Annotated in this window: 14 protein-coding genes; 10 read left to right on the top strand and 4 right to left on the bottom strand. The window is 68.9% G+C overall.

Annotation, left to right across the window (positions count from 1 at the left end):
• Positions 1 to 2 precede the first annotated feature (2 nt).
• Both mfd and QM714_RS17295 read right to left on the bottom strand, forming a co-directional pair.
• The gene (gene mfd, locus QM714_RS17300) at positions 3 to 3,644 is read right to left on the bottom strand and encodes a transcription-repair coupling factor (RefSeq protein WP_415102582.1); all 3,642 of its coding nucleotides are present in this window, start codon (positions 3,642 to 3,644) and stop codon (positions 3 to 5) included.
• 581 nt (positions 3,645 to 4,225) lie between these two features.
• Positions 4,226 to 5,005 (bottom strand): 3'(2'),5'-bisphosphate nucleotidase CysQ, encoded by a 780-nt coding sequence (locus QM714_RS17295; RefSeq protein WP_415102581.1) that lies wholly within the window; start codon positions 5,003 to 5,005, stop codon positions 4,226 to 4,228.
• Positions 5,006 to 5,224: 219 nt separating this feature from the next.
• Between QM714_RS17295 and QM714_RS17290 the strand changes: the two genes are divergently transcribed.
• The 3 genes from QM714_RS17290 to QM714_RS17280 are packed head-to-tail and all read left to right on the top strand — an operon-like array spanning position 5,225 to position 11,025.
• Entirely contained in the window at positions 5,225 to 7,018 is a 1,794-nt protein-coding gene (locus QM714_RS17290; protein ID WP_415102580.1) for a PKD domain-containing protein, read from the top strand.
• 22 nt (positions 7,019 to 7,040) lie between these two features.
• Positions 7,041 to 10,091, top strand: coding sequence for a PKD domain-containing protein (locus QM714_RS17285; RefSeq protein WP_415103054.1), 3,051 nt, complete (start codon positions 7,041 to 7,043; stop codon positions 10,089 to 10,091).
• Between the two features lie 55 nt (positions 10,092 to 10,146).
• Positions 10,147 to 11,025 (top strand): sulfotransferase, encoded by an 879-nt coding sequence (locus tag QM714_RS17280; protein WP_415102579.1) that lies wholly within the window; start codon positions 10,147 to 10,149, stop codon positions 11,023 to 11,025.
• Between the two features lie 6 nt (positions 11,026 to 11,031).
• Here QM714_RS17280 and QM714_RS17275 read toward each other — a convergent pair whose 3' ends face one another.
• A complete protein-coding gene (locus QM714_RS17275) occupies positions 11,032 to 12,039 on the bottom strand; it encodes a hypothetical protein (protein WP_415102578.1) in 1,008 nt (335 codons plus the stop codon).
• 72 nt (positions 12,040 to 12,111) lie between these two features.
• Between QM714_RS17275 and QM714_RS17270 the strand changes: the two genes are divergently transcribed.
• Entirely contained in the window at positions 12,112 to 12,942 is an 831-nt protein-coding gene (locus QM714_RS17270) for a hypothetical protein (RefSeq protein WP_415102577.1), read from the top strand.
• Between the two features lie 103 nt (positions 12,943 to 13,045).
• Here QM714_RS17270 and QM714_RS17265 read toward each other — a convergent pair whose 3' ends face one another.
• The gene (locus tag QM714_RS17265; protein ID WP_415102576.1) at positions 13,046 to 14,917 is read right to left on the bottom strand and encodes a hypothetical protein; all 1,872 of its coding nucleotides are present in this window, start codon (positions 14,915 to 14,917) and stop codon (positions 13,046 to 13,048) included.
• Positions 14,918 to 15,261: 344 nt separating this feature from the next.
• Here QM714_RS17265 and QM714_RS17260 point away from each other — a divergent pair, with 344 nt between their 5' ends.
• From QM714_RS17260 to QM714_RS17235, 6 genes are read left to right on the top strand one after another with little or no spacing between them, the layout of a single operon-like run.
• Positions 15,262 to 16,254, top strand: a complete 993-nt coding sequence (locus QM714_RS17260) for a sulfotransferase (protein WP_415102575.1) — start codon at positions 15,262 to 15,264, stop codon at positions 16,252 to 16,254.
• Positions 16,255 to 16,280: 26 nt separating this feature from the next.
• Complete coding sequence (locus tag QM714_RS17255; protein WP_415102574.1) at positions 16,281 to 17,216, top strand: glycosyltransferase family 2 protein; 936 nt, start codon at positions 16,281 to 16,283, stop codon at positions 17,214 to 17,216.
• A complete protein-coding gene (locus QM714_RS17250) occupies positions 17,213 to 18,052 on the top strand; it encodes a sulfotransferase (RefSeq protein ID WP_415102573.1) in 840 nt (279 codons plus the stop codon). The genes QM714_RS17255 and QM714_RS17250 overlap by 4 nt, the downstream gene beginning before the upstream one ends.
• The gene (locus QM714_RS17245) at positions 18,037 to 19,473 is read left to right on the top strand and encodes a hypothetical protein (RefSeq protein WP_415102572.1); all 1,437 of its coding nucleotides are present in this window, start codon (positions 18,037 to 18,039) and stop codon (positions 19,471 to 19,473) included. Before QM714_RS17250 ends, QM714_RS17245 begins: the two co-directional genes overlap by 16 nt.
• The gene (locus QM714_RS17240; RefSeq protein ID WP_415102571.1) at positions 19,470 to 20,651 is read left to right on the top strand and encodes a hypothetical protein; all 1,182 of its coding nucleotides are present in this window, start codon (positions 19,470 to 19,472) and stop codon (positions 20,649 to 20,651) included. The genes QM714_RS17245 and QM714_RS17240 overlap by 4 nt, the downstream gene beginning before the upstream one ends.
• Positions 20,648 to 21,496 (top strand): sulfotransferase family protein, encoded by an 849-nt coding sequence (locus QM714_RS17235; protein WP_415102570.1) that lies wholly within the window; start codon positions 20,648 to 20,650, stop codon positions 21,494 to 21,496. The genes QM714_RS17240 and QM714_RS17235 overlap by 4 nt, the downstream gene beginning before the upstream one ends.
• The last annotated feature ends 2 nt before the right edge of the window (positions 21,497 to 21,498 follow it).

Genomic DNA, 21,498 nt, shown 5'->3' with positions numbered 1-21,498 from the left:
ATCTACTCCTTGTCCTGGCCGACCACCCGCGCAGCGGTGCGCTCGGCGGGCGGATCGATCACCGTGTCGATGACTGTCCGGGCCCATTCAAGCAGGGCGACCCCGGACACCGGTGGCTGGCCGACCCGCGGCGGCAGCGGCCGGGGCACCAGCACGGTCTTCAGCGGCGGTTTGACCACGCTCTTGGGATAGAGCCGCTGCAGGCGCACGACGCGCGAGTCGGGCAGCTCGACCGGAGCGAACCGGACGAACTTCCCGGCCAGCGTGATCTCGCCGACGCCGGCCTCGCGGGCCCGCGCTCGGAAGCGAGCCACCAGCAGCAGGGAGGCAACCTCGGCGGGCGGCTCGCCGTACCGATCCGTCAGCTCGTCGCGCAGCTCGTCGACGTCGGCGTCGGAGCGCACCTCGGCCAGTCGCTTGTACATCTCCAGCCGGAGCCGCTCGGAGCCGATGTAGTCGTGCGGCAGATGCGCGTCGACCGGCAGCTCGATGCGCACCTCTGCCAGCTCGGGCTCTCCGTCGCCTCGGAACTCCGAGACCGCCTCACCGACAAGCCGGACGTAGAGGTCGAAGCCGACATCGGCGATATGGCCCGACTGCTCGCCGCCGAGCAGATTGCCGGCGCCCCGGATCTCCAGGTCCTTCATCGCGATCGCCATGCCGCCGCCGAGGTCGGAGTGCTGGGCCAGGGTCGCAAGTCGCTCGTGGGCGGTCTCGGTGAGCGGCTTCTCCGGCGGGTAGAGGAAGTAGGCGTAGGCACGTTCACGCGAGCGGCCGACCCGGCCCCGCAGCTGGTGCAGCTGGGAGAGGCCGAGCATGTCCGCCCGCTCGATGATCATGGTGTTGGCATTGGAGACGTCCAACCCGGACTCCACGATGGTGGTGCAGACGAGGACGTCGAAGCGCTTCTCCCAGAAGTCGAGCATCACCTGTTCGAGTTGGTGCTCGCCCATCTGGCCGTGTCCGACCGCGACCCGAGCCTCGGGGACCATCTCGCGGATCCGGGCGGCCGCCTTCTCGATGGAGTTGACCCGGTTGTGGATGTAGAAGACCTGGCCATCGCGGAGCAGCTCCCTCCGGATGGCGGCGACCACCTGGCGATCCTCGTAGGCGCCGACGTAGGTGAGCACCGGGTGCCGCTCCTCGGGCGGCGTGGTGATGGTCGACATCTCGCGGATGCCGGTGATCGCCATCTCCAGGGTGCGCGGGATCGGGGTAGCCGACATGGAGAGGACGTCGACCGAGGTGCGCAAACGCTTCATTAGCTCCTTGTGCTCCACGCCGAAGCGCTGCTCCTCGTCGACGATGATCAGGCCGAGGTCCTTGAACCGCACGTCGGGGTTGAGCAGCCGGTGGGTGCCGATGACGATGTCGATGCTGCCATCGGCCAGGCCCTCGAGCACCTCGCGCGCCTCCTTGTCGGTCTGGAAGCGCGACAGCGCCTTGAGCACGACGGGGAAGGCCCCCATCCGCTCGGCAAAGGTCGTCATGTGCTGCTGCACCAGCAGCGTGGTCGGCACCAGGACGGCGACCTGCTTGCCGTCTTGGACGGCCTTGAACGCGGCCCGCACCGCGATCTCGGTCTTGCCGTAGCCGACGTCGCCGCACACCAACCGGTCCATCGGAACCGTCCGGCGCATGTCGGCCTTGACCTCGTCGACGGTGCTCAGCTGGTCGGGGGTCTCGGTGAACACGAAGGCGTCCTCGAGCTCGCGTTGCCAGGGTGTGTCCGGCCCGAAGGCGTAGCCCTGGGTGGCCTGACGAGCGGCGTACAGCTTGATCAGCTCCGCCGCTATCTCTCGTACGGCGCGGCGTGCCCGGCCCTTGCGCTTGGCCCAGTCCGATCCGCCGAGACGGTCCAAGCTGGGCTGCTCGCCACCGACGTATCGGGTGACCTGGTCGAGGCTGTCAGCGGGCACGAAGAGTCGGTCGGGCGGGCCGCCTCGCTTGGAGGCGCCGTACTCCAGGACGAGGTACTCCCGCGTGGCGCCCTGGACCTCGCGCTGCCGCATCTCCACGAACCGGCCGACACCGTGCTGCTCGTGCACGACATAGTCTCCGGCTCGCAACTCGAGAGGATCGATCTGGCGCTTCCGCCGGGCCGGCAGCCGTCGCATGTCACGTGTGGAGCTCGCCTGACCGGACAGATCCTCGCCGGTCAGCACGACCAGCTCGTGGGCGAGGTCGACCAGGCCATGCGTCAACGAGCCCGTCGTGACCAGCACGACACCGCGCTCGCTGGCGTCCGGGAGCTCCGGCAGCTCCTCGACCAGTCGCGCCGGGAGATCGTGCTCGCCCAGCGCCTCGACCGTCCGCTCGGCCGTCCCGTGGCCGGGCTGGAGGACGACGACTCGACACCGATCGCGGAGCCAATCTCGGATGTCGGTGGCCACTCGGTCGAGGTCACCGCGATACTCGACGGCCGGGACGGCCGACAGCGCCCGGGCTGGCAGCCCGTCGTCCGGGACCGTCGCCGCGGCTGCGGACCCCTCGGCGGCCGAGGGATCAGCGATGCCGAACGGACTGACCGTCCACCAGGGCCGGCCACTGCCGATCGTGTGGGCGCGGACGTCGCCGAGGGAACGGTAGGAGGCCGCGCCGAGGTCGATCGGCGCCTGGCCGCCTCCCGCTGCCGCGGCCCAGCTCGCGCCCAGGAACTCCTCGCTGGTCGCGACCAGGTCATGGGAGCGGGTCCGCACCCGCTCCGGGTCGAGCACCACCACCGCCGTGTCGGCTGGCATCACGTCGACGAGCAGCTCCATCCGGTCGACCAGCACGGGCGCCAGCGACTCCATCCCCTCGACCGCGATGCCGGCAGCGATCTTGTCGGTCAACTCGACCAGTTGCGGGTGCCGCTCGCCGAGGTCGGCGGCACGGCGTCGCACCTCGTCGGTGAGCAACAGCTCGCGGCACGGTGGCGCCCACAACCGCTCCACCTCGCCGAGGGTGCGCTGATCGGCGACGGAGAAACTGCGCAACTCCTCGACGTCGTCCCCCCAGAACTCGACTCGGATCGGATGCTCCTCGGTCGGCGGGAACACGTCGACGATGCCGCCGCGGACGGCGAACTCGCCCCGCTTCTCGACCAGGTCGACCCGTTGGTAGGCGGCCCCTGCCAGACGGCGTACGACGTCGTCGAGCGGAGCGCTGTCTCCCGAAGACAGCTCGACGGGCTCCAAGTCGCCCAGCCCCGCCACCTGAGGCTGCAGCACCGAGCGCACCGGAGCCACCACCACGCGGAGCGGTCCGGTGGCGGCGTCACGGCCGGGGTGGCGCAACCGACGCAGGACCGCCAGTCGACGCCCGACGGTGTCGCTGCGCGGGCTGAGCCGCTCGTGCGGCAGGGTCTCCCAGCTCGGGAAGTAGGCCACCGTCTCGGGATCGACCAGGTCGGCCAGCTCGGCGACCAGGTCTTCGGCCTCCCGGGTGGTCGCGGTGACGGCGAGCACGGTCCGGTCGGTGCCCACCAGTCCGGCTACGACGAAGGGGCGAGTCGCCGCCGGGCCCGTCAGGTCCAGCTCTGACAGCAGGCCCGCACGAAGGTCGGCAAGCGACTCTGCCAATGCCGGGTCGGCGAGCACGGCATCGGTCAAACCGGCGAGCTTTCCCGCAGATGTCCCCGCGAGTGTCTCCGCTGAAGTCACGGTGCCTCCTCGGCACTGGTGGAGAGGATCGGACAGCACGACAGCCCCCTCTCGGCGACGAGAGGGGGTGTGCCGTCCGATTCTACGAGGTGGTCCAGACCGGGTCGGTGGTCCAGACCGGGTCGGTCCGGCCGATGTGGTCCAGACCGGTCCGCCCGGCGGACGTCGTGCGATCCGGCCGATCGCAACGACGCTCCGCTGATCTCGGCGCGACGCGATCAGGCGACGCGGCCGGTAGCGCGAAAGCCCTCGGGGCGGCAGTCGCAACTGTCGGAGCACGGCAACACCGTGTGCAGCGCGTGCCCGCAGTCGGGGCACGGCCGGTCGTGCGACAGCCAAGAGTGCTGCTCTTCTGCGACGTCCCACATGGCGACCCCTCCTCTCCGTCGGCTCGCTGCCAGGTCTCCTGGGAATGTGACGGACGACCGCGGCAGCAATGACGCGGAATCGGCGCCGTGTTCGACCATGACTTCGAGGAGCCGGCCCAGGCCGTGCTGATACGGCACTCGCGGCGGGGCCGGCCAACGCCCACGGAGTCTGCGCAGCCGAGGCTCAGACCGGAAAGAACGGAGGAGAAGGGATCAGTCGGTGCCGTGCCGGCGCACGAAGTCCAAGATCGGCTGAGCGAGCTCAGGCCGGCAGACGATCAGGTCGGGCAGAGAGACGTTCTCCTGGTTGTAGACCAGGTCCGAACCGTCGACCCGCGAGCAGAACAGGCCGGCCGCACGGGCAACGGCCACGGGGGCGGCGTTGTCCCATTCGTACTGGCCGCCGGCGTGCACATAGGCGTCGGTGAGGTCACGGGTGACCGAGATGACCTTGACCCCGGCCGAGCCCATCGGCACCAGCTCGGCGTCGATCTCGGCCGCCAACGCCTCGACGAAAGCCGGCGGGCGAGTCCGGGAGACCGCGATCCGCGGCCGGCCCGACGTGCGCGGCGGCACACTCGGGGGGGCAGCCGTGGAGAATGTCTCACCCAGCGCCGGCTGGGCGACCGCCCCCGCCACCAGCTCCCCGCGCTCCCACAACGCGACGTGTACGGCCCAGTCGTCTCGGGGTGGCTCGGAGAACTCCCGGGTCCCGTCCAGCGGGTCCACGATCCACACCCGATCCGCAGTGAGCCGGACCGGGTCGTCCTTGCCTTCCTCGGAGAGCACCGCATCGTCGGGACGCACCGCGGCCAGCAGTCTCATCAGCAGCTCGTGGGCGGCCAGGTCGCCGGCATCCTTGAGCTCGCGCCCGGTCAACCCCTCCTCACGAACTTCGAGCAGGCGCTCGCCCGCAGCGGTCGCGAGCCAAGCGGCCAACGCATGGTCGTCGAGATGGGCTGCCTCGCGCAGGGCATCGACTGAGTCATTCACCGGCCCAGTCTCTCAACTCCCGCATCGCTGGTGTCGGCCGCCTCCGATCTGTGCCGAGACTGGCGCTCCCCGATGTCCAGGGATGTCGAGCGTCAGCACGGCCTCACCGGAAGATTTGACCCGATCGGACCTTGACCAAGCGGGGTCACCAACGACTACTGTTTTGGACTTCGTGGGGGTGTCACCGGCCGGGTTCCGGTGACAAGTGAGGGGCTCGTCATGGGTTTCAGGCGTCTGTGCCGTATCGTCATCGCAACATTGATCGCTCTGGCAACAGCAGCGACCACTGTCGCAGTCACCACATCGCCGGTCGCCGCCGCACCAGCGGACCTGTCGTTCGTGGCGTCGGCGAGCACCGCTGGGGCGAGGACCAGCCATCGGGTAGTCATCCCGGCCTCGGTGCAAGCGGGTGACGCGCTGGTGCTGGTCCTCACCACCAACAATCTCAACGGCACGGTCACCGCGCCTTCGGGGTGGGAGTCCCTGCAGAGCCGGGAGGGCAAGGGGATCCGCGGCCGGCTGTGGAGCAAGACCGCGACGGCCAGCGACGCCGGCAGCACCATCACCGTGACCTCGAGCGCGAGCGCCAAGTCCGCGATGGTCGTGGCTGCCTACCGCAGCTCGGGCGGGACCGCGAGGGTCACCGCGTCGGCCATCGGGGGCAGCGACAGTGCCGCCGCCAGCCACACCACACCGTCGGTCGCGGTGGCGGAGCAGCAGTCCTGGCTGGTGAGCGCCTGGAGCGAGAAGTCTCCCACCGTGGCCACCTGGCAGCTGCCAGGCGGCGTGACCCAACGGACGACCGCGTCGGCCAACGGCACCGGGAAGGTCAGTGCCGTCTTCGCCGACTCCAACGGCGCGGTCGCGGTGGGCACCGCCGCCGGCCGCACAGCGACGACCACGGCCAACGTCAACAGGTCGGTGCTCTACTCCGTCGTGGTCAGCCCAGGCGAGACCACCACCGGACCGACCAACACCCCACCCGTCGCACGCTTCACCTCGTCGTGCGCCGGACTGACCTGCAGCTTCGACGCGGCGGGCTCGTCTGACGCCGACGGTGACTCGCTGACCTACAGCTGGGCCTTCGGCGACGGCCAGACCGGGACGGGGGTCTCGCCGACCCATGCCTACAGCAACGGCACCACCCGCACGGTCACGCTGACCGTCAGCGACAGCCAAGCGACCGGCCAGACGACGGGGCAGGTCTCGCCGCAGGCGCCCACCAGCGGCCCGGGCCACACGGCCGTCGTCCCCGACATCGTCTCGACGAACATGCCGCGGATCACCTCCGGCGAGATCGAGGACCTGGAGTACATCGGCAATCGCGTCTACGTCGCCGGCGGATTCAGCTCGATCCGCAACAACACGAGCGGCAACACCACCAACTACGACCAGCGGTTCCTCGCGGCTTTCAACCTGACGACCGGCCTGGTCGACGCCAACTTCCGACCGACCTTCAGCGGTGGTGGCGTCTCAGACATCGAGGCTAGCCCGGACGGCACCAAGCTCTTCGTCGCCGGCACGTTCAACTCCGTCAACGGCGTGGCGAAGAAGAAGTTCGCCTCGATCAACCCGACCACTGGTGCCACGATCAGCGGTTGGACCGCCGACGCCAATGGCGCCGGCACCGAGCTTCGAGGCCACCAACTCCACCGTCTACCTCGGCGGGAAGTTCACCAAGATCAACGGCGCCGACCACCGCGGCCTCGCCGCCGTCAGCGCCACTACCGGCGAGCTCGTCGGCCGCACCAACGCCAATCCGGGCGGCACCTGGAACAACGACATCACCGGTGGGATCGGACCCAACGGCTCGCTCAACGTGCAGGAGCTCAAGCTCACCCACGACCTCTCCAAGCTCGTCGTGGTGCACACCGGCCGACAGATCGCCGGCCAAGACCGCTACGGCGTCGGCATCATCAACACCGCCACCGGTCAGCTCTCGCCTTGGCGGACCCGGCTATGGGAGGACAACCTGCAGTACGTCGGCGGCATCCAGCGCGCCTTCGCCGGTGACATCTCCCCCGACGACTCCTTCATGGTCGTGACCAGCGGCTCCGGTGGCGACCGGCCGCCCATCAACGACACTGCGGTGGCGCTGCCGTTGACCGGCACCGACGGCGTCGAGCCGCTGTGGATCTCACGCGCCTTCGACAGCGTCTACTCCGTCGCGATCACGGAGAAGGCCGTCTACATCGGCGGCCACTTCTCGTGGAACGAGTCGCCGACCGCCAAGGACCCCTGGCCCGGGCTCGACAACGTCGGCTACGGCACCGGTCAGGGCCTCTCGGGCTACGGACTCGGTGACGAGGTCGTCCGCCGAGACCACGTCGGTGCGCTCAGCCCGACCGACGGCAAAGCCGTCGAGTGGAACCCCGGCTCCAACTCCTTCGAAGGCAACAAGGCGATGCTGGCCACGCCACTCGGGTTGATCACCGGAGGCGATGCGACCACCCAGGGCGGACAGAACGTCGGCCGCGTGGCGGCGTACCTCTTCTCGAGCGCTCCCGCCTCGGGTGCCAACGAGACCACGATCACCCACCCGATCGAGGGTCGCGTGGAGCCCGGCGGCGAAGAGTTCGTCATCGACGGCACAGCGCAGGCCACCAGCGGTGTCCAGCGGGTGCAGCTCGAACTGCAGGACCGGGACACCAATCAGTACCTCCAGGACGACCTGACCAGCTGGGGTCCGTCCAACACCATCAACGTCAACCTGGCCAACCCCGGCGCCACCACCACGGATTGGTCACTCCCGGTCACCGTCCAGGAGAACCGAGTCCTCAAGGTGCTGGCCAAGACTTTCGCCACCAATGGCACCAGTGACGCCTCCAAGGCCACCAAGAAGTTCGAGACGTTCAGCGTGCTGGATGCGCCCCCGACGGCGCGGGTCACCGGGCCGACCGGCATCGTGCCATCGACGACGTTCACGATCACCGGCACGGCCACCGACGACTTCGGGGTCCGCTCGCTCAGCTACGTCATCAAGAACGGCTCCTCGCTGTTCCTCCAAGACGACGGCACGGTGAGCTCCAACTACAACGCCTTCACCATCCAGCCCGATGTGGTCGACGCGGTGAGCACCACCTGGTCCACCGAGGTCACGGTGCCCTACGAGGGCGTCTGGCGGATCGCCGTGACGCCGCGCGACACAGGCGGGCAGTCCTCGCTCGACGAGACCACCCGTGACTTCACGGTCAGCTCGACCGGCATCGCACCCTCGGTGACGATCACGGCACCGGCCCTGATGGTGCCGCCGAACGCCACAGCGCCGGCCAGCGCCACGCCTGGCAACCCGCTGACGTTCGCCGGCACCGCCACCGACGACGAGAACCTCGCGAACGTCGAGATCCAGCTTCGCAACACCACTACCCGGGAGGCCCTCGCCTCCGATGGCACCTGGGGAGTAGGCCTGTCGGCAGGGTGGTATCGCGTGACAGCACTCAACGTGAACAACGACCGGCTCAACTGGTCGTGGACGACGCCCTTCAACCTCACCCCGGGCAGTTACACCTTCTCGGTGCGGGCGACCGACGACATCGGTCTGACGACCTCGTCGGCCAACCAGGGCAAGTTGACGATCAACGCCCAGATCCCAGGGGACGCACCGCCGGACGGCCTGCTCGACGTGACCGGCACGCAGACCGGAGGCCAGGTCCTGCACCTTGACCTCACCGGCACCGCGACCGACGACAAGGGCGTCGCCAAGGTGGGCGTCACCATCTACGACAACGACACCCGCCGCTATCTGCAGCCCAACGGCGCGCTGTCGGCGACGTACGCCGAGTTGACGGCGAACCTCGCCTCGCCTGGGGCTACGAGCACCACCTTCTCGCTGTCTCGGGACCTCCCGGCCGAGGGCGATTGGTCGGTGACGGCCTACGCCTACGACAGTGTCGGGCAGGTCGACACGTCGACGACCGGGGCCACGGCTCGCTACGAGATCTACCCCGGTGACGTCGCGCCGACGTTCAACGAGGCGCTGCGCCTGCCGCAGGGGGGAGAGACCTACACCGAGGGTCGGATCCCGGTCACGGGTCGGGTCGAGGACGACCGCCAGATCTCGGGAGTCCAGGTGGCGGTGCGCAACACGGCTGGGCAGTACATGAACGCCAGCGGGCAGTTCACCAGCACGTCGGAGAGCTGGCGATCGGCGTTCTTGAACTCGCCGGGATCCCCGGGTTCCAACTACTCCTACACCACACCGGTCATCCCAGACGGCAGCTACGTGGTGCGCGTGCGCGGAGTCGACAACCACGGCTTCACGACCGACCCACCGCTCGACGCGACGGTCACCGTCACCCACCCGGCGAACAACCCGCCGGTGGCGAACTTCACGATGACCTGCAACCAGAACGTCTGCGGTTTCGACGGCACGACCTCCACGGACGAGAACCCGTCAGCGTTGACCTACAGCTGGAACTTCGGCAACGGCACCGGAACCGGATCGGTGGTGAGCCGCACCTACACCAGTGCCAACACCTACACCGTCACCCTCACCGTGACCGACGAGTACGGCCTCACCGCGACGGCGACGAAGACGCTGACGATTGCCGAGCCCACGGGCAACCAAGCACCCACCGCCATCATCGGGGCACCGACCTGTTCGGCTCGAGTGTGCAGCTTCACCAGCAGTCAGTCGACCGACCCGAACCCGGGTGACTCGATGACCCGCCTGTGGAACTTCGGAGACGGCACCACCAGCACGGCCACCTCGCCGACGAAGACCTACGCCGCCGACGGCACCTACACGGTGTCTCTGACCGTGACGGACGGGTGGGGCAAGGCGAACACAGTCACCCGTCAGGTGGTCATCGCCGAGCCCGCTAGCAACCACGCGCCGTCGGCAGTGTTCGATCCCCCGTCCTGCACGGGGATGGCCTGCACCTTCTCCAGCGTCAACTCCACCGACCCCGATGGAGATGCGATCACCCGACTGTGGAGCTTCGGAGACGGGGGCGCCACCAGCACGGCCACCTCACCGACGAAGACCTACAGCACGCCGGGCACCTACACGGTGACCCTGACCGTGACCGATGGGTGGGGCAAGTCGAGCTCGGTCACCCGGAGCGTCACTGTCCCCGCGGGCTGAGGAGAAACATGGCGCCTGGCAGACAGACGGGCCTGCGCACGGACAGAATGGGGCGGTGACCTCACGAGATCGACGCCCCCTGCTGGTGACCGGTGTGCCCCGCTCGGGGACCACCTGGTGCGCGCGGCTGCTCGCGACTGCGGCGGGCACAGCGCTAGCGGGGCGGGAGCCGATGAACCCGAGGGACGGGCAGTATGCCCTCGGGGGGACGCTCGCCGGGTGGGCACGACTGGCCGCCCTCAGCTCCCGTCAACGCCGAGTGTTGCGGGCGACCTATGCCGGCCGGAACCTGCGCGCCTACGGTCGCTACGGACGCCATCAGTGGCGCGGACCGCTGCCCACGAGCCGTCTGGTGGTGAAGGATCCCTTCGCGATGCTCTCCACCCCCGCGATCACGCGGGTCACCAACGCCCGGGTCCTCCAGGTCTATCGACACCCCGCTGCGGTATGGAGCAGCTACCGTCGAATGGGCTGGCGCCCCGATCTCGACGAGATCGCACCCTTCGTGCCGGAGGCGATCCGGGTGGAGCCCGGCCTGAGCGAGGTGTGGGAGCGGGGACTTCACGCGCTGGGTCCGGCCGCACAGATGGGCTTCTTCTGGAGTGTGCTGCAGACGTTGATGATGATCGACCTCAAGCAGACCTCCGACACCTTGGTCATCGCCCATCACGAGCTCGCCTCCGGCGGGCCGGCCGCGGCCACGGCGCTGTTCGACGCGATCGGGCTGCGTCCGACCGCCGAGACCGTCGAAGAGATGCGCGGTGATGCGCGCGCACCGTCACCCTCGGCGACCCGTCTGCATCAGCTGGACCGCTCACCCGCCGAGGTGGCGTCGTCATGGCGAAGCGGGCTCGAGGCGGACGAGATCGAGCAGATCGAGCAGATCGCAGGCCCGACCATCGCCGCGGTCGACAGGCTGCGCTTCAGCTGGTGATCCGGGCTACGGACGGAACCGGTATACCTCGGGCCGACGGCTGAGCTCTCGCAACTTGGTGCGCGCAGCGCGATCGAGTTGGCGTCGTTGGCCGCCCAACAGCCGAGAATCGAACCAAGCGAGCCCAGCGAGCCCTTCGCGGACCGCGGTGTCGAAGGCGCCCCTGAACCACTGCGCCGCACGCAACGGGTCGAACGGATCCGCCGTGGTGCCGGCTTCGGGCACGATCACCGGCTGCTCACCCACCAAGCTCGCGACGTCGGCGTACAGATCGGCAAACTCGACCCAGCTGCCCGCATTTCCCTCGCGCCAGGGGTTGTACATGTCCACCCCGATCACCGATGCCTCGGGGACCAGCCAGTGATGCGGCCGGCGACCGGAGTGGGGCTGGAAGGTGTAACTCATCAGGGTCGGCACCGCGATCACGTGTGGTGTCCCAGCGGTGCGCGTGATCAAGCGTCGCTGCATCTCCACCCAGGAGGCAGCAGTGTTGTCACCGCTGACGTCGTTCTCCGGCTCGTGGTGCAGCGCCAAGAAGGCCGGCGAGCCCAGCGCGTCCAAGCCGGCGATCAACTGGTCCAGCCACGCGTCGTGCTCCCCCGCAGCCACCGAAGCCCAGCTGCCCGGGGTCTTGAAGGACACGAACGGCACGATTTCAGCCGCAACATCCTCGGTCAGCATCTGCTCCATCAGAGCGATCTGATGTGGTCGGTAGAACCGCCGAGACAACGTTGCGTTGGTCCCACCCAGCTCCGGCGCGCTGGCCGCGAGCTGGTCGATGCCGAGACTGATCCCGAGATAGAGACGTCCCGGACCAGGGTCACCGAAGAAACGGGCGTGGCTCGTGGTCGGTGAGGAGCTGGTCGGCGACGCGGACGAAGGGCTCGGCGTCAAGGACGGGCCGCCACGGCACCCGGAGAGCGCGGCCGCAGCACCGACGACGGCCAGCAGAGCGGCCCGGCGGCTCGTGGTCACCGGGGCGCGCCAAGACCAGGGCGGGGTCTCCTCGCTCATGATTGGATTGTCCCATCGCGAGATTGGAATGTCCCATCGCGAGCATCGCTGAGCCGTACTGGGGAGAGAAGCATGGCACGACGCCCGCTGGTGGCCGCGCTCCTCGGTGCGGTGCTGTTGCTCGCTGCCTGCTCGCCCGACCACAAACCACCGGCCGAGCGGGCCGCACCGTGGCCCGACGACCCGGACCTTCTCATCGACTTCACCCAGCCCACGGGCGGAGCGGTTCCGGGCATCGTCGCGACTCCGGCCGACACCGAGGTGGAGACGGTCGCCGTGGGCGGCGCTCGGTTGTCGCAGCGCCCGGGACCTGGGCCGGGCAGCACCGCCGCGGTCTTCCCGAGCGAGGACGAGGCCGTCGACGGAGGGCTCCTCGCCCTCACGATCACGCCGCCGGACGACGACGAGGCCTTCGCACCCGGTGGTCGCGACTTCGTGTTCGGTGTCGACGTGTTGCTGCCGGTGCCCTCGAGCAGGTCGGAGGAGGACAACGGCGACAACCTGGTGCAGCGTGGGCTGTTCGGCGACACCGGTCAGGTGAAGCTCCAAGTCGACGACGGCGTCCCATCCTGTCGGGTGGCCGGCGACCAGGGGGTGGCCACCGTGAAGGCGGCCAGCGGAGGGCTGGCGACCGAGACGTGGTTCCGCCTCCGCTGCCAGCGAGAAGGCGATCGGCTCACGCTCTACGTCGGCCGACTCGACGACGAGGGGGACGTCGCGTCGTGGGAGCACTGGTCTGCGGTTCACAGCACCGGCACGGTGAGCTTCCCCGACCCCGCCACCCCGATCTCCGTCGGCGCCAAGCTCAACCCCCGCGGCGGCCTGGTCGTCAGGGCACCCGACCAGTTCAACGGCGCCCTGGCCCACGTCGTGTTCACGCTACGAGATCACGCCGACGACTAGCGGGCCCGGACCCATCTACCGCGGTGCTGTAGTGGGTCAGGGCCCGGTATACCAGGCACTTTGCCACCATAAGACCGCGGGAGACGCAAGAAGACCGCGGCAGTTAGGGCGCCAGGAAGAGCGCCCGGCCTCGCCAGTCGCGGCTGCCGTCGACCAGCGTGGAGGATCCGGTGGGCAGCCCACCCGAGAGTGAGATCCGCCGCAGCCTCCCGGTGGACCGGGACACGAAGTAGAGGTCGTCGCCAGAAGTGAAAGCGACCTGAGCCTTGCGCCACGAGATGCCGTTGGAGGCGTTGAAGGTCTGGCTCCCAAGCGTGCCGGAGTCGGCGCTGAAGTAGCGGTAGCGCAGCACGGGTGACCCGGCGACGGTGTAGTAGACCCGGCCGCGGTAGTAGGCCATGCCGGACACCGAGCCGAGGTTGGCGAACAGCGACGGGTTCGCCCCGGTGTAGGTCGTGTTGCCGGAGCCGGTGCGAACACCGGCCCACTGCGGGTCGTGGTAGGGATCGAGCTTGACCGCGGGACCGAACGTGCTGTTGGTGTAGGTGCGGCTGTAGATCCATCCGTTGGCGCGGCCGTAGAACAGCGTGCCGCCGATCCAGAAGGCTCCGCGAGTCTTCCCCCATGGCACTCCGGAGTCAGTGACAGTGGTGGGGACACCCACGGTGGTGCCGTCGAAGCTCTGACTGGTGAGACCGTCACCGGACGCTCCGGGCGATCCGATCAGGATGCGGCCGGGCAGCCCAGCACGATAGTCGTCCGCGACCGCGCGCCCGCCGGCGAGGGGGAAGAAGGCCAGCCGCGGTCGCTTGTAGGTGAAGGCACCGATCCAGTCGGTGTTGCTTCCGAGATACAGCCCCTCACTGGTCGCCAAGAACGTGTAGACCGCTTCCCCGCGCGGGTGGCGACCGGGGTTCCACGCCAACGGCATGCCGTTGTCCGGGTCCAGCGCGGCGATGCCCGGCCGCGGCACCGCTCCCTGGGCGGCCCGGTCGCGGCCGTTGACGTTGTTCATCCAGCGCATGTGGCCACCCACGTAGACGGCGTCAGCAGTCGCCTGGACACCCCACACCGTGTCCCCGCCCGTGTAGTCCACCCAGGTCGGGCCGAGCTTGGTGCCGCTGGCGTAGGTCTCGAAACGTGCCGCGCTGTCGCACAGGACACCCTTCCTGGCGCCGCCGCTCGATCCGACGACGAAATAGCTGCCGTCCGGCGAGATGCTGAGGTCTCGCACCCATGAGTCGAAGGAGCGCTTGTGGCAGTAGGACGAGAACGCGCTGGTCGCCCAGGTGGGCGACACCACCGAGGAGGCGCCGTCGGTGTTGAGCACCACGACCTGGTCGCGTCGCAGTCGGTCCACCTTCTTGAAGTTGCCGATCGCCACGACTCGGTCCCCCGCCGGCGTGACCTCCAGCTCGGTCACCCCCACCGCACCCCTGGCCCCGGACCCGGTGTCGTTGTGCCGCCGGGCCACCTGGTTGTCGACGAACGGATCGAGGGCACCCGTGGTGAAGTTCAGTGATGCGATGCCGGCATGGGCGACTCCGCCGACCTCGGTGAAGTTGCCGCCGATGTACAGCCGATTGCCGTGGACGGCCAGCGAGCTGATCCGACCGTTGACCGAGGCGGCCTTGAAGGAATCGATCCGGGTGCCGGTCAGGGTGTTGATGAGCACCAACCGGCCGACGCTCTTGCCGTTCAACTTCTTGAAGGCACCGGCCGCGAGCACGCTGTCGGCGACCGGACCCGGCACCAGTGCATAGACGGTCCCGTTCAGTTTGGGCGCGAAGCCCTCGACCAAGGCACCGGTGCCTGGCTCGAAGGCCAACAGCCGGGACCGCGCTTCGGTCTTGTCATCGTTCCACGACCTGGCCTGGGTGAAGCTCCCGCCCGCCACGATCGTGTCGCCGACCTGGGTGAGCGCGTAGACCCCGCCATCGAGGACCGCCGGTGTCTTCCCCGGCGTCGGCGCCACTAGTCCTGCCGCCTGCGCAGATCCACCTGCAACGCTGAGACCGGAGACGCTCAACGCGACTACACTCAACGTGGCAGCGACCGCGCGCAACACGTTCCGCTCGCCTCTGGCCACCAGGCCCCCCACGTAGGCTCGACGGCGGCCACGTCGGCGTGACCGCGCCGACATGCTACGACAACTGTCCGATCAGACCCGGGCGTGGTCCACATGGACTAGTCCGGTCGGGTGCAGGACTGGCGCAAAACAACCAAGGAAAGACCAGAGCACCTACGATGGTGACAACTCGGCGCGGGGCGCGATGCCGAGTCAGGGAATGTCACTGATGGGGAGTGGGCGGGGGAAGCGTGCTGAGCCACCAACAGCCATGGGCGCAACCCCGCGTGATCTATCTCGGCGGCTTCGGACGCTCCGGAAGCACTCTGCTGGAGCGGATGCTGGGAGCCGTGCCTGGGTGGGTCAACGTCGGTGAGCTGGTGGATCTGCCCCGGTCCGTCCAACCCGACGACGAGAAGTGCGGCTGCGGCGAGCCGTTCTCGACCTGCCCGTTCTGGGACAAGGTAGGCGAGCAGGCGTTCGGCGGCTGGCAGTCCGCGCCGGTCAGACGGCTGGCCGAGTTGCGCCGGACAGCGGCCCGACAGCGGTTGGTCCCCAGTCTGCTCCGCCTGAGCCGCGGAGGCGGCTCGGCGTCTCTGCGTCGCCGCGTGGCTGAGTATCAACAGGGCTACGGCCGGATCTACCAGGCGGTCGCCGAGGTCAGCGGAGCGACCACGATCGTCGACGCGAGCAAGGGCCCCGCGCATGGCCTGGCTCTGGGGCTCGACCTCACTGCCGATGGTGGCGTGAAGGCCGACTACCGGCTCACCATGGTCAATCTGGTCCGCGACCCACGCGGGGTCGCCTACTCCTGGTCGCGCCGCGCCCTGGATCGCCCGCAGGCAGGCAGCCGGAGCCAGATGTGGTCGATCGGCGTGGGCAGGTCCGCCGCGCAGTGGGCGGCGCTCCAGACCGAGGTGGCCCTGATCAACGGGCTCAGCGGCATCCCGTCGGCCCGAATCCGCTACGAGGACCTCGTCGCCGCTCCCCGACCGACCCTGCGCCGTCTGCTCACGACCCTCGGGCAGGGCGACGAGGAGACGGCGTTGGACCATGTGGCAGACCACGCCGTCACACTCGCCCCGAGTCACGGTCTCTCCGGCAACCCCGGCCGATTCCGCCACGGCACCCTGGATCTGGTGGCCGACGACGAGTGGCGCCACGGACTGCCAGCCAAGGAGCGCCGCCTGGTCACTGCGGTGACCCTGCCCTGGCTGCACCGCTACGGATACCCGAGCCTATGAAACCGAAGACATCTCAGGAGAATGTGTTGAGCACCGACGAGTCCGCCTCTGGCCTGCCTCTCGTCTCCGTCGTCATCCCGACCCGCGGCCGACCCGAGCTGTTGCGCGAGACCATGGCGACGATCGTCGGGCAGGACTATGCCGGCGAGATCGATCTGCTCGTGGTCCACGACCAGGAGGAGGCGGATCCCTCCCTGGCCGACCTCGGACAGGAGCGGCGCTCGGTGCGATCGCTCACCAACGAGGGCAAGCCCGGTCTCGCCGGTGCTCGCAACTTCGGGCTCCGCAACACCAGCGGCGAGATCGTCGCCAGCTGCGACGACGACGACCTGTGGCATCCGGAGAAGATCCGCAAGCAGGTGGACCTGCTGCAGCAGGAGCCACGGATGCTTGCGGTCGGCACCGGCATCCGGCTGCTCATGGGTGACCGCGACGTGGACTGGCCCGGCCGGTCCGAGCGGGTCACCCACCAGCGTCTGCTCCGCAACCGGGTCAAGGAGCTGCACAGCTCCACCCTCGCGATGCGCCGAAGCGCCTTCGCCAAGGCCGGCGAGTACGACGAGGACCTGCCGCATGGGTATGGCGAGGACTACGACTGGCTGTTGCGGGCCTCCCGGGTCGGCGAGATCGGCGTGGTCACCGACGTCTTGGCCGATATTCGCAAGGACGTGCCGTCCTGGTTCCGCGGGCGGTCGCTCAACACTGCCGACGCCTTGGAATACATGCTGGCCAAGCATCCTGACTTCGCCGACGATCGGCGCGCCTACTCGCGGGTGCTGGGGCAGATCGCCTATGCCCGAGGCACCGCAGGCGAACGCAAGGCGGCGGCGAGGTACGCCGGCCGCGCGCTGCTGACCTATCCACTCGCCCCGCACGGCTGGCTGGGTCTGGCGAGCATCTCCGGCGTCGATCCGCAGAAGGTGCTGGGCGTCGCACGCGTCTTCGGTCGAGGAGTGTCGTGACCAGGCTGCCCAACTTCCTCTACATCGGGCCGGACAAGGCGGGTTCGTCCTGGCTGCACGAGACCCTGATCAGGCATCCCGAGGTCTACCTGACCCCGGCAAAGGACCTCTACTACTTCGACCGCTACTACGACCGCGGCACCGAGTGGTACGCCGACCAGTTCCGCGGGGCGACGGACAGCCAGCCCATCGTCGGCGAGATCTGCCAAGACTACTTGTTCCACCCCGAGGCCTCGGCGCGCATCGCCAAGACGCTCGAGGACCCGCAGCTGATGGTGTCCCTGCGCGACCCGGTCGAGCGAGCCTGGTCGTCGTGGCTCTACGCCCGCAAACACGGCATGTGGCCGGCCGACTTCGGTGAGGCGTTGCGCAGCGTCGAGGAACTGCTGGGGCACAGCCGCTACGCCACCGGTCTGGATCGGTTCACCACGCATCACGACCGCGACCGCATCCACATTGCCGTCTTCGACGACCTGGTGGCCGACCCACAGGCGTTCCTGGACGCGACCACCGACTTCCTCGGTGTCGCCACGATGCCGCTGACCGAGGACGACCTGGCCGCCAAGCTTCCAGCCGCGAAAGCGCGCTCGCTCATGGTCGCGAACGCGGCACGACGGACCGCCGACTGGGTGCGCGAGCACGACGGGGCCCGACTCGTCGGTGCGGTGAAGCGCTCTCGGTTGGCGCACCGCCTCCTCTACCAGCCCATCGACAAGAGCAGCGTCCGCCCCGATCAGGCCAGCGTCGACTACATCCGTGAGCAGCTCGACGACGAGGTGACCCGGATCGAGAACGTCTATGGTGTTGCGGTGCGGGAGCGGTGGGGCTGGAGGTGACCCAGACCGCGACCACCCCTCGCGAGTCCGGCTGGGATCCGGTCTCGACCTGGCCGCCCCCCCGTCGGCAGCATCGAGGCCTCCTCACTCGTCACCTGGATGCCTACTGGCCGCTCACCGTCTACGTCTACCTCTACCCGCTGTGGTGGGTGCTCGGAGTCTCCAAGGTCATCTTATTCGTGTTGACAGTGCCCATGTTGTGGGCGCTGCTGCGCCACCGCGAGATCCGGGTCCCGCGTGGGTTCGGCATCTACGGGGTGTTCTTGGTCTGGGTCGCTCTCGGCGCCACCCTGCTCTGGGTCCAGGCACCCGGCACTGAGGAGAAGGCCGGGCTCGGACCTCTGATCGCCTTCACCTACCGCGGGTTGTGGTACTTCGCCGTGACGGTGACCTGTCTTTACATCCTCAACGCGGACCGCACCCAGCTCACCGTCGATCGGGTGACCCGGACCTTCGGTTTCCTGTTCGTGCTCACGACAGCCGGTGGGCTGCTCGGTGTGCTGATGCCGCACCTGGACTTCCCCTCCGTGCTCGAGCTCGTGATGCCCAAGTCGGCGACGCGGGCGGAGTTCATGAACGCGCTCTTCCACCCGCGGGTCGCCCTGCAGTCGGAGTTCCTCGGCTACAGCCAGCCGCGCGTCACTGCGCCGTATTCCTATCCCAACACCTGGGGCAACGCCTACGGTCTGTTGCTGCCGTTCTTCGTCTACTCCTGGCTGGGCCGCAACGGTGGGTGGCGCCGATGGGTCGGTCCGCTCATCCTGTTGGTCTCTCTGGTGCCGGTGGTCTATTCACTCAACCGTGGGCTGTGGCTCGGGCTGGGTGTCTCGGCGGCCTGGATCGTGGTCCGGCGGCTGGCCGCCGGCGACCTGCGCGCCGTGGTCGGCGTCGCGCTGGCCGCCGCCGTGCTCGTCGTGGGCTACGTGGCCACGCCGCTCGGCGCCACCATCCAGACCAGGATCGACACCCCTCACAGTGATGAACGCCGCCAAGACACCGTCGTGGAGGTCTTCCGCACCACGTGGGCGTCCTCGCCGGTGCTCGGCTATGGCGGCACGCGTCAGATGGTGGGCAACTTCAACTCCATCGCCGGCGGCGACACACCCGGCTGTCACCAGTGCGCGGCGCCACCGCTGGGGACACAGGGGTTCTTGTGGGGCCTGGTCTTCATGACGGGTTTCGTCGGCGCAACGCTGATGCTGCTCTTCTTGGCCTGGCAGCTGATTCTCAACGCTCGACGCACCACGACCCTGGCGCTGCTCACCTCGACGGTGCTGTTGTCGTCGATGTTCTACTTCCTCTTCTACGACGCCCTCGACGTGCCGATGCTGGTCACCATGGCCGCGATCGGGTTGTCCTCGCGCGAACACGCGGCTGACCCCGACCACACCTGGCCGATCGGAGGCGAGACCTCGACATGACCAGTGCCCAGCGGTTGACTCCCCCGCTCGCCGATCTGCTCGGCGAGCTCGGCCTTGACCCGACCCAGTCGGGGCTGCACCGCCTCCCAGGAGCGCGCAGCCGAGAGTTCCTCTGCCTGCCGTCCCACAGCCGACCGCAGGTGCTGGTTCCTCTCACGGCGGGCGGCGCCGACCTCGTGCTCGAACGTCGGTCTCGAACCCTGCCGGCCAAGATGCTGAAGCAACTGGTGGCGACCGGGCTCCGGTCGCGCACCCTGCCGCTGCTGCCGGTCACCCGCCTACGCGTCGACGACCCCGCCCTGACCGAGCTCATCTCATGGCTCGGCGGCGAGCCGGACAGCAGGGTCGGCATCTTGGTCGGGCCGCCCCGGGCCAACAGGAAACCGGTGCTGCGTCTGCTCACCGCAGCCGGCGCCACCACCGCGTTCGCGAAGATCGGCACCACGCCGGTCGCGGCCGAGCTGGTTCGACGAGAGGCTGCCGCCCTGGAGCTCGTGGGCCGGGCAGGCTGGTCGTCGGTGCGGCCGCCCAGGCTGCTGCGAGCCGGTCAGTGGCGCGACCGCGAAATCGTCGTGACGAGTGCGCTCGCGGGTGACGCCGAGGAGCGGCAACCCACCGCACTCCCGATCGGCCCCACTCGCGAGATCGCCGCGACCGGGGCACGCACCGACCTGGCGATCGGTCAGGCCGCCGTCCTAGCGGCTGGCAACCCGCTCGCCTGGGGCCGCTGGGGTGGCGACATCGCCCACCTCGGCGACCGGCTGCGCACCACGATCGGTGACCGGCGGATCCCCCTCGGCGCCAGTCACGGCGACTGGACGCCGTGGAACATGGCCTGGCAGGACCAGGTCCTCGAGGTCTGGGACTGGGAGCGCTACGCCGAGGCGGTGCCACAAGGCTTCGACGTCGTGCACTTCGCCGCCTCCCGAGTGCGCGCCGACGATCCGGCAGAGGCTGAAGGCCGCTTCCTCACCGAGCTCCCGACGCTGCTCGAATCGTGCGGTGTCGACGCGGCCCTGACCGACCAGGTGCTGGCGCTCTATCTCCTGTCCACTGCGCGGCGATACGCCGCCGACCTCACCGCAATGCCCGTCGCCGCGGTGGCCACCCGACTGGAATGGGTGCTGCGCCTGCTTCGCGCAACGACGGATCGTGTCGAGCTAGGAGCCGTGGCGTGAATCTACGCAAGAGCGCACCGAGGTCCCTCCGCGTCGGCGGCCGCAAGGCGGCGGTGTGGTGGGGAGAGCGCACGGCCAGCCGCCGTCCGCCGCCCGACTTCTTGGTGATCGGTGGTCAGCGCTGCGGCACCACCTCGTTGTTCCGCGCGCTGATGGCTCACCCGCAGATCCGTCGACCGCAGCTCCACAAGGGCGTCAACTACTTCGACCTGGACTACGACCGTGGCGAGGCCTGGTATCGCGGCCACTTCCCCGTGCGACGGCCCGAAGACGACCTGCGGGTCTTCGACTCCAGCGGCTACTACATGTTCCATCCGCAGGCGCCGGCGCGGATCATCCACGACCTCCCCGAGGTCAAGGTCGTCGCTATGGTCCGTGACCCGGTCGAGCGTGCCTACTCCGCCTACAAGCACGAACTGGCCCGTGGGTTCGAGTGGGAGAAGTCCTTCGGGCGTGCCCTAGAGTTGGAGGACGCCCGGCTCAAGGGTGAGGTGGAGCAGATGGTGGCCGACCCGTCGTACCAGAGCTTCAACCACCGCCACCATGCTTACCGACGCCGCGGGGAGTACGCCGCGCAACTGGCTCCGTTCATCGACGGGTTGGGCGCCGACCACGTCCTCGTGGTGGAGTCCGAGTCGTTCTTCGCCGATCCGCTGACCGACTACCGTCGCATCGTCGACTTCCTCGACATCGCCGACTTCGAGCCGGAGTCCTTCGACCGCTACAACGCCCGCCCCGGCACCGGGCTGGATCGCGCCGTGGCAGCCGAGCTCCGGACCCGGTTCGAGCCCCATGACGCGGCTCTGGCCGAGATCATCGGGCACCCGCCCGTGTGGAGGAGGTGACC

It is taken from the genome of Nocardioides sp. (assembly GCF_047602075.1).
Classification (GTDB): Bacteria; Actinomycetota; Actinomycetes; order Propionibacteriales; family Nocardioidaceae; genus Nocardioides.
This window is presented reverse-complemented; position numbering and strand designations above follow the sequence as displayed.

What these genes read in the sequence shown, in the direction of transcription:
- QM714_RS17290 (WP_415102580.1), top strand. Translation starts at nt 5,225, where the DNA reads ATGGGTTTCAGGCGTCTGTGCCGTATCGTCATCGCAACATTGATCGCT.
- QM714_RS17285 (WP_415103054.1), top strand. Translation starts at nt 7,041, where the DNA reads ATGGTCGTGACCAGCGGCTCCGGTGGCGACCGGCCGCCCATCAACGAC.
- QM714_RS17275 (WP_415102578.1), bottom strand. Translation starts at nt 12,039, where the DNA reads ATGAGCGAGGAGACCCCGCCCTGGTCTTGGCGCGCCCCGGTGACCACG.
- QM714_RS17270 (WP_415102577.1), top strand. Translation starts at nt 12,112, where the DNA reads ATGGCACGACGCCCGCTGGTGGCCGCGCTCCTCGGTGCGGTGCTGTTG.
- QM714_RS17240 (WP_415102571.1), top strand. Translation starts at nt 19,470, where the DNA reads ATGACCAGTGCCCAGCGGTTGACTCCCCCGCTCGCCGATCTGCTCGGC.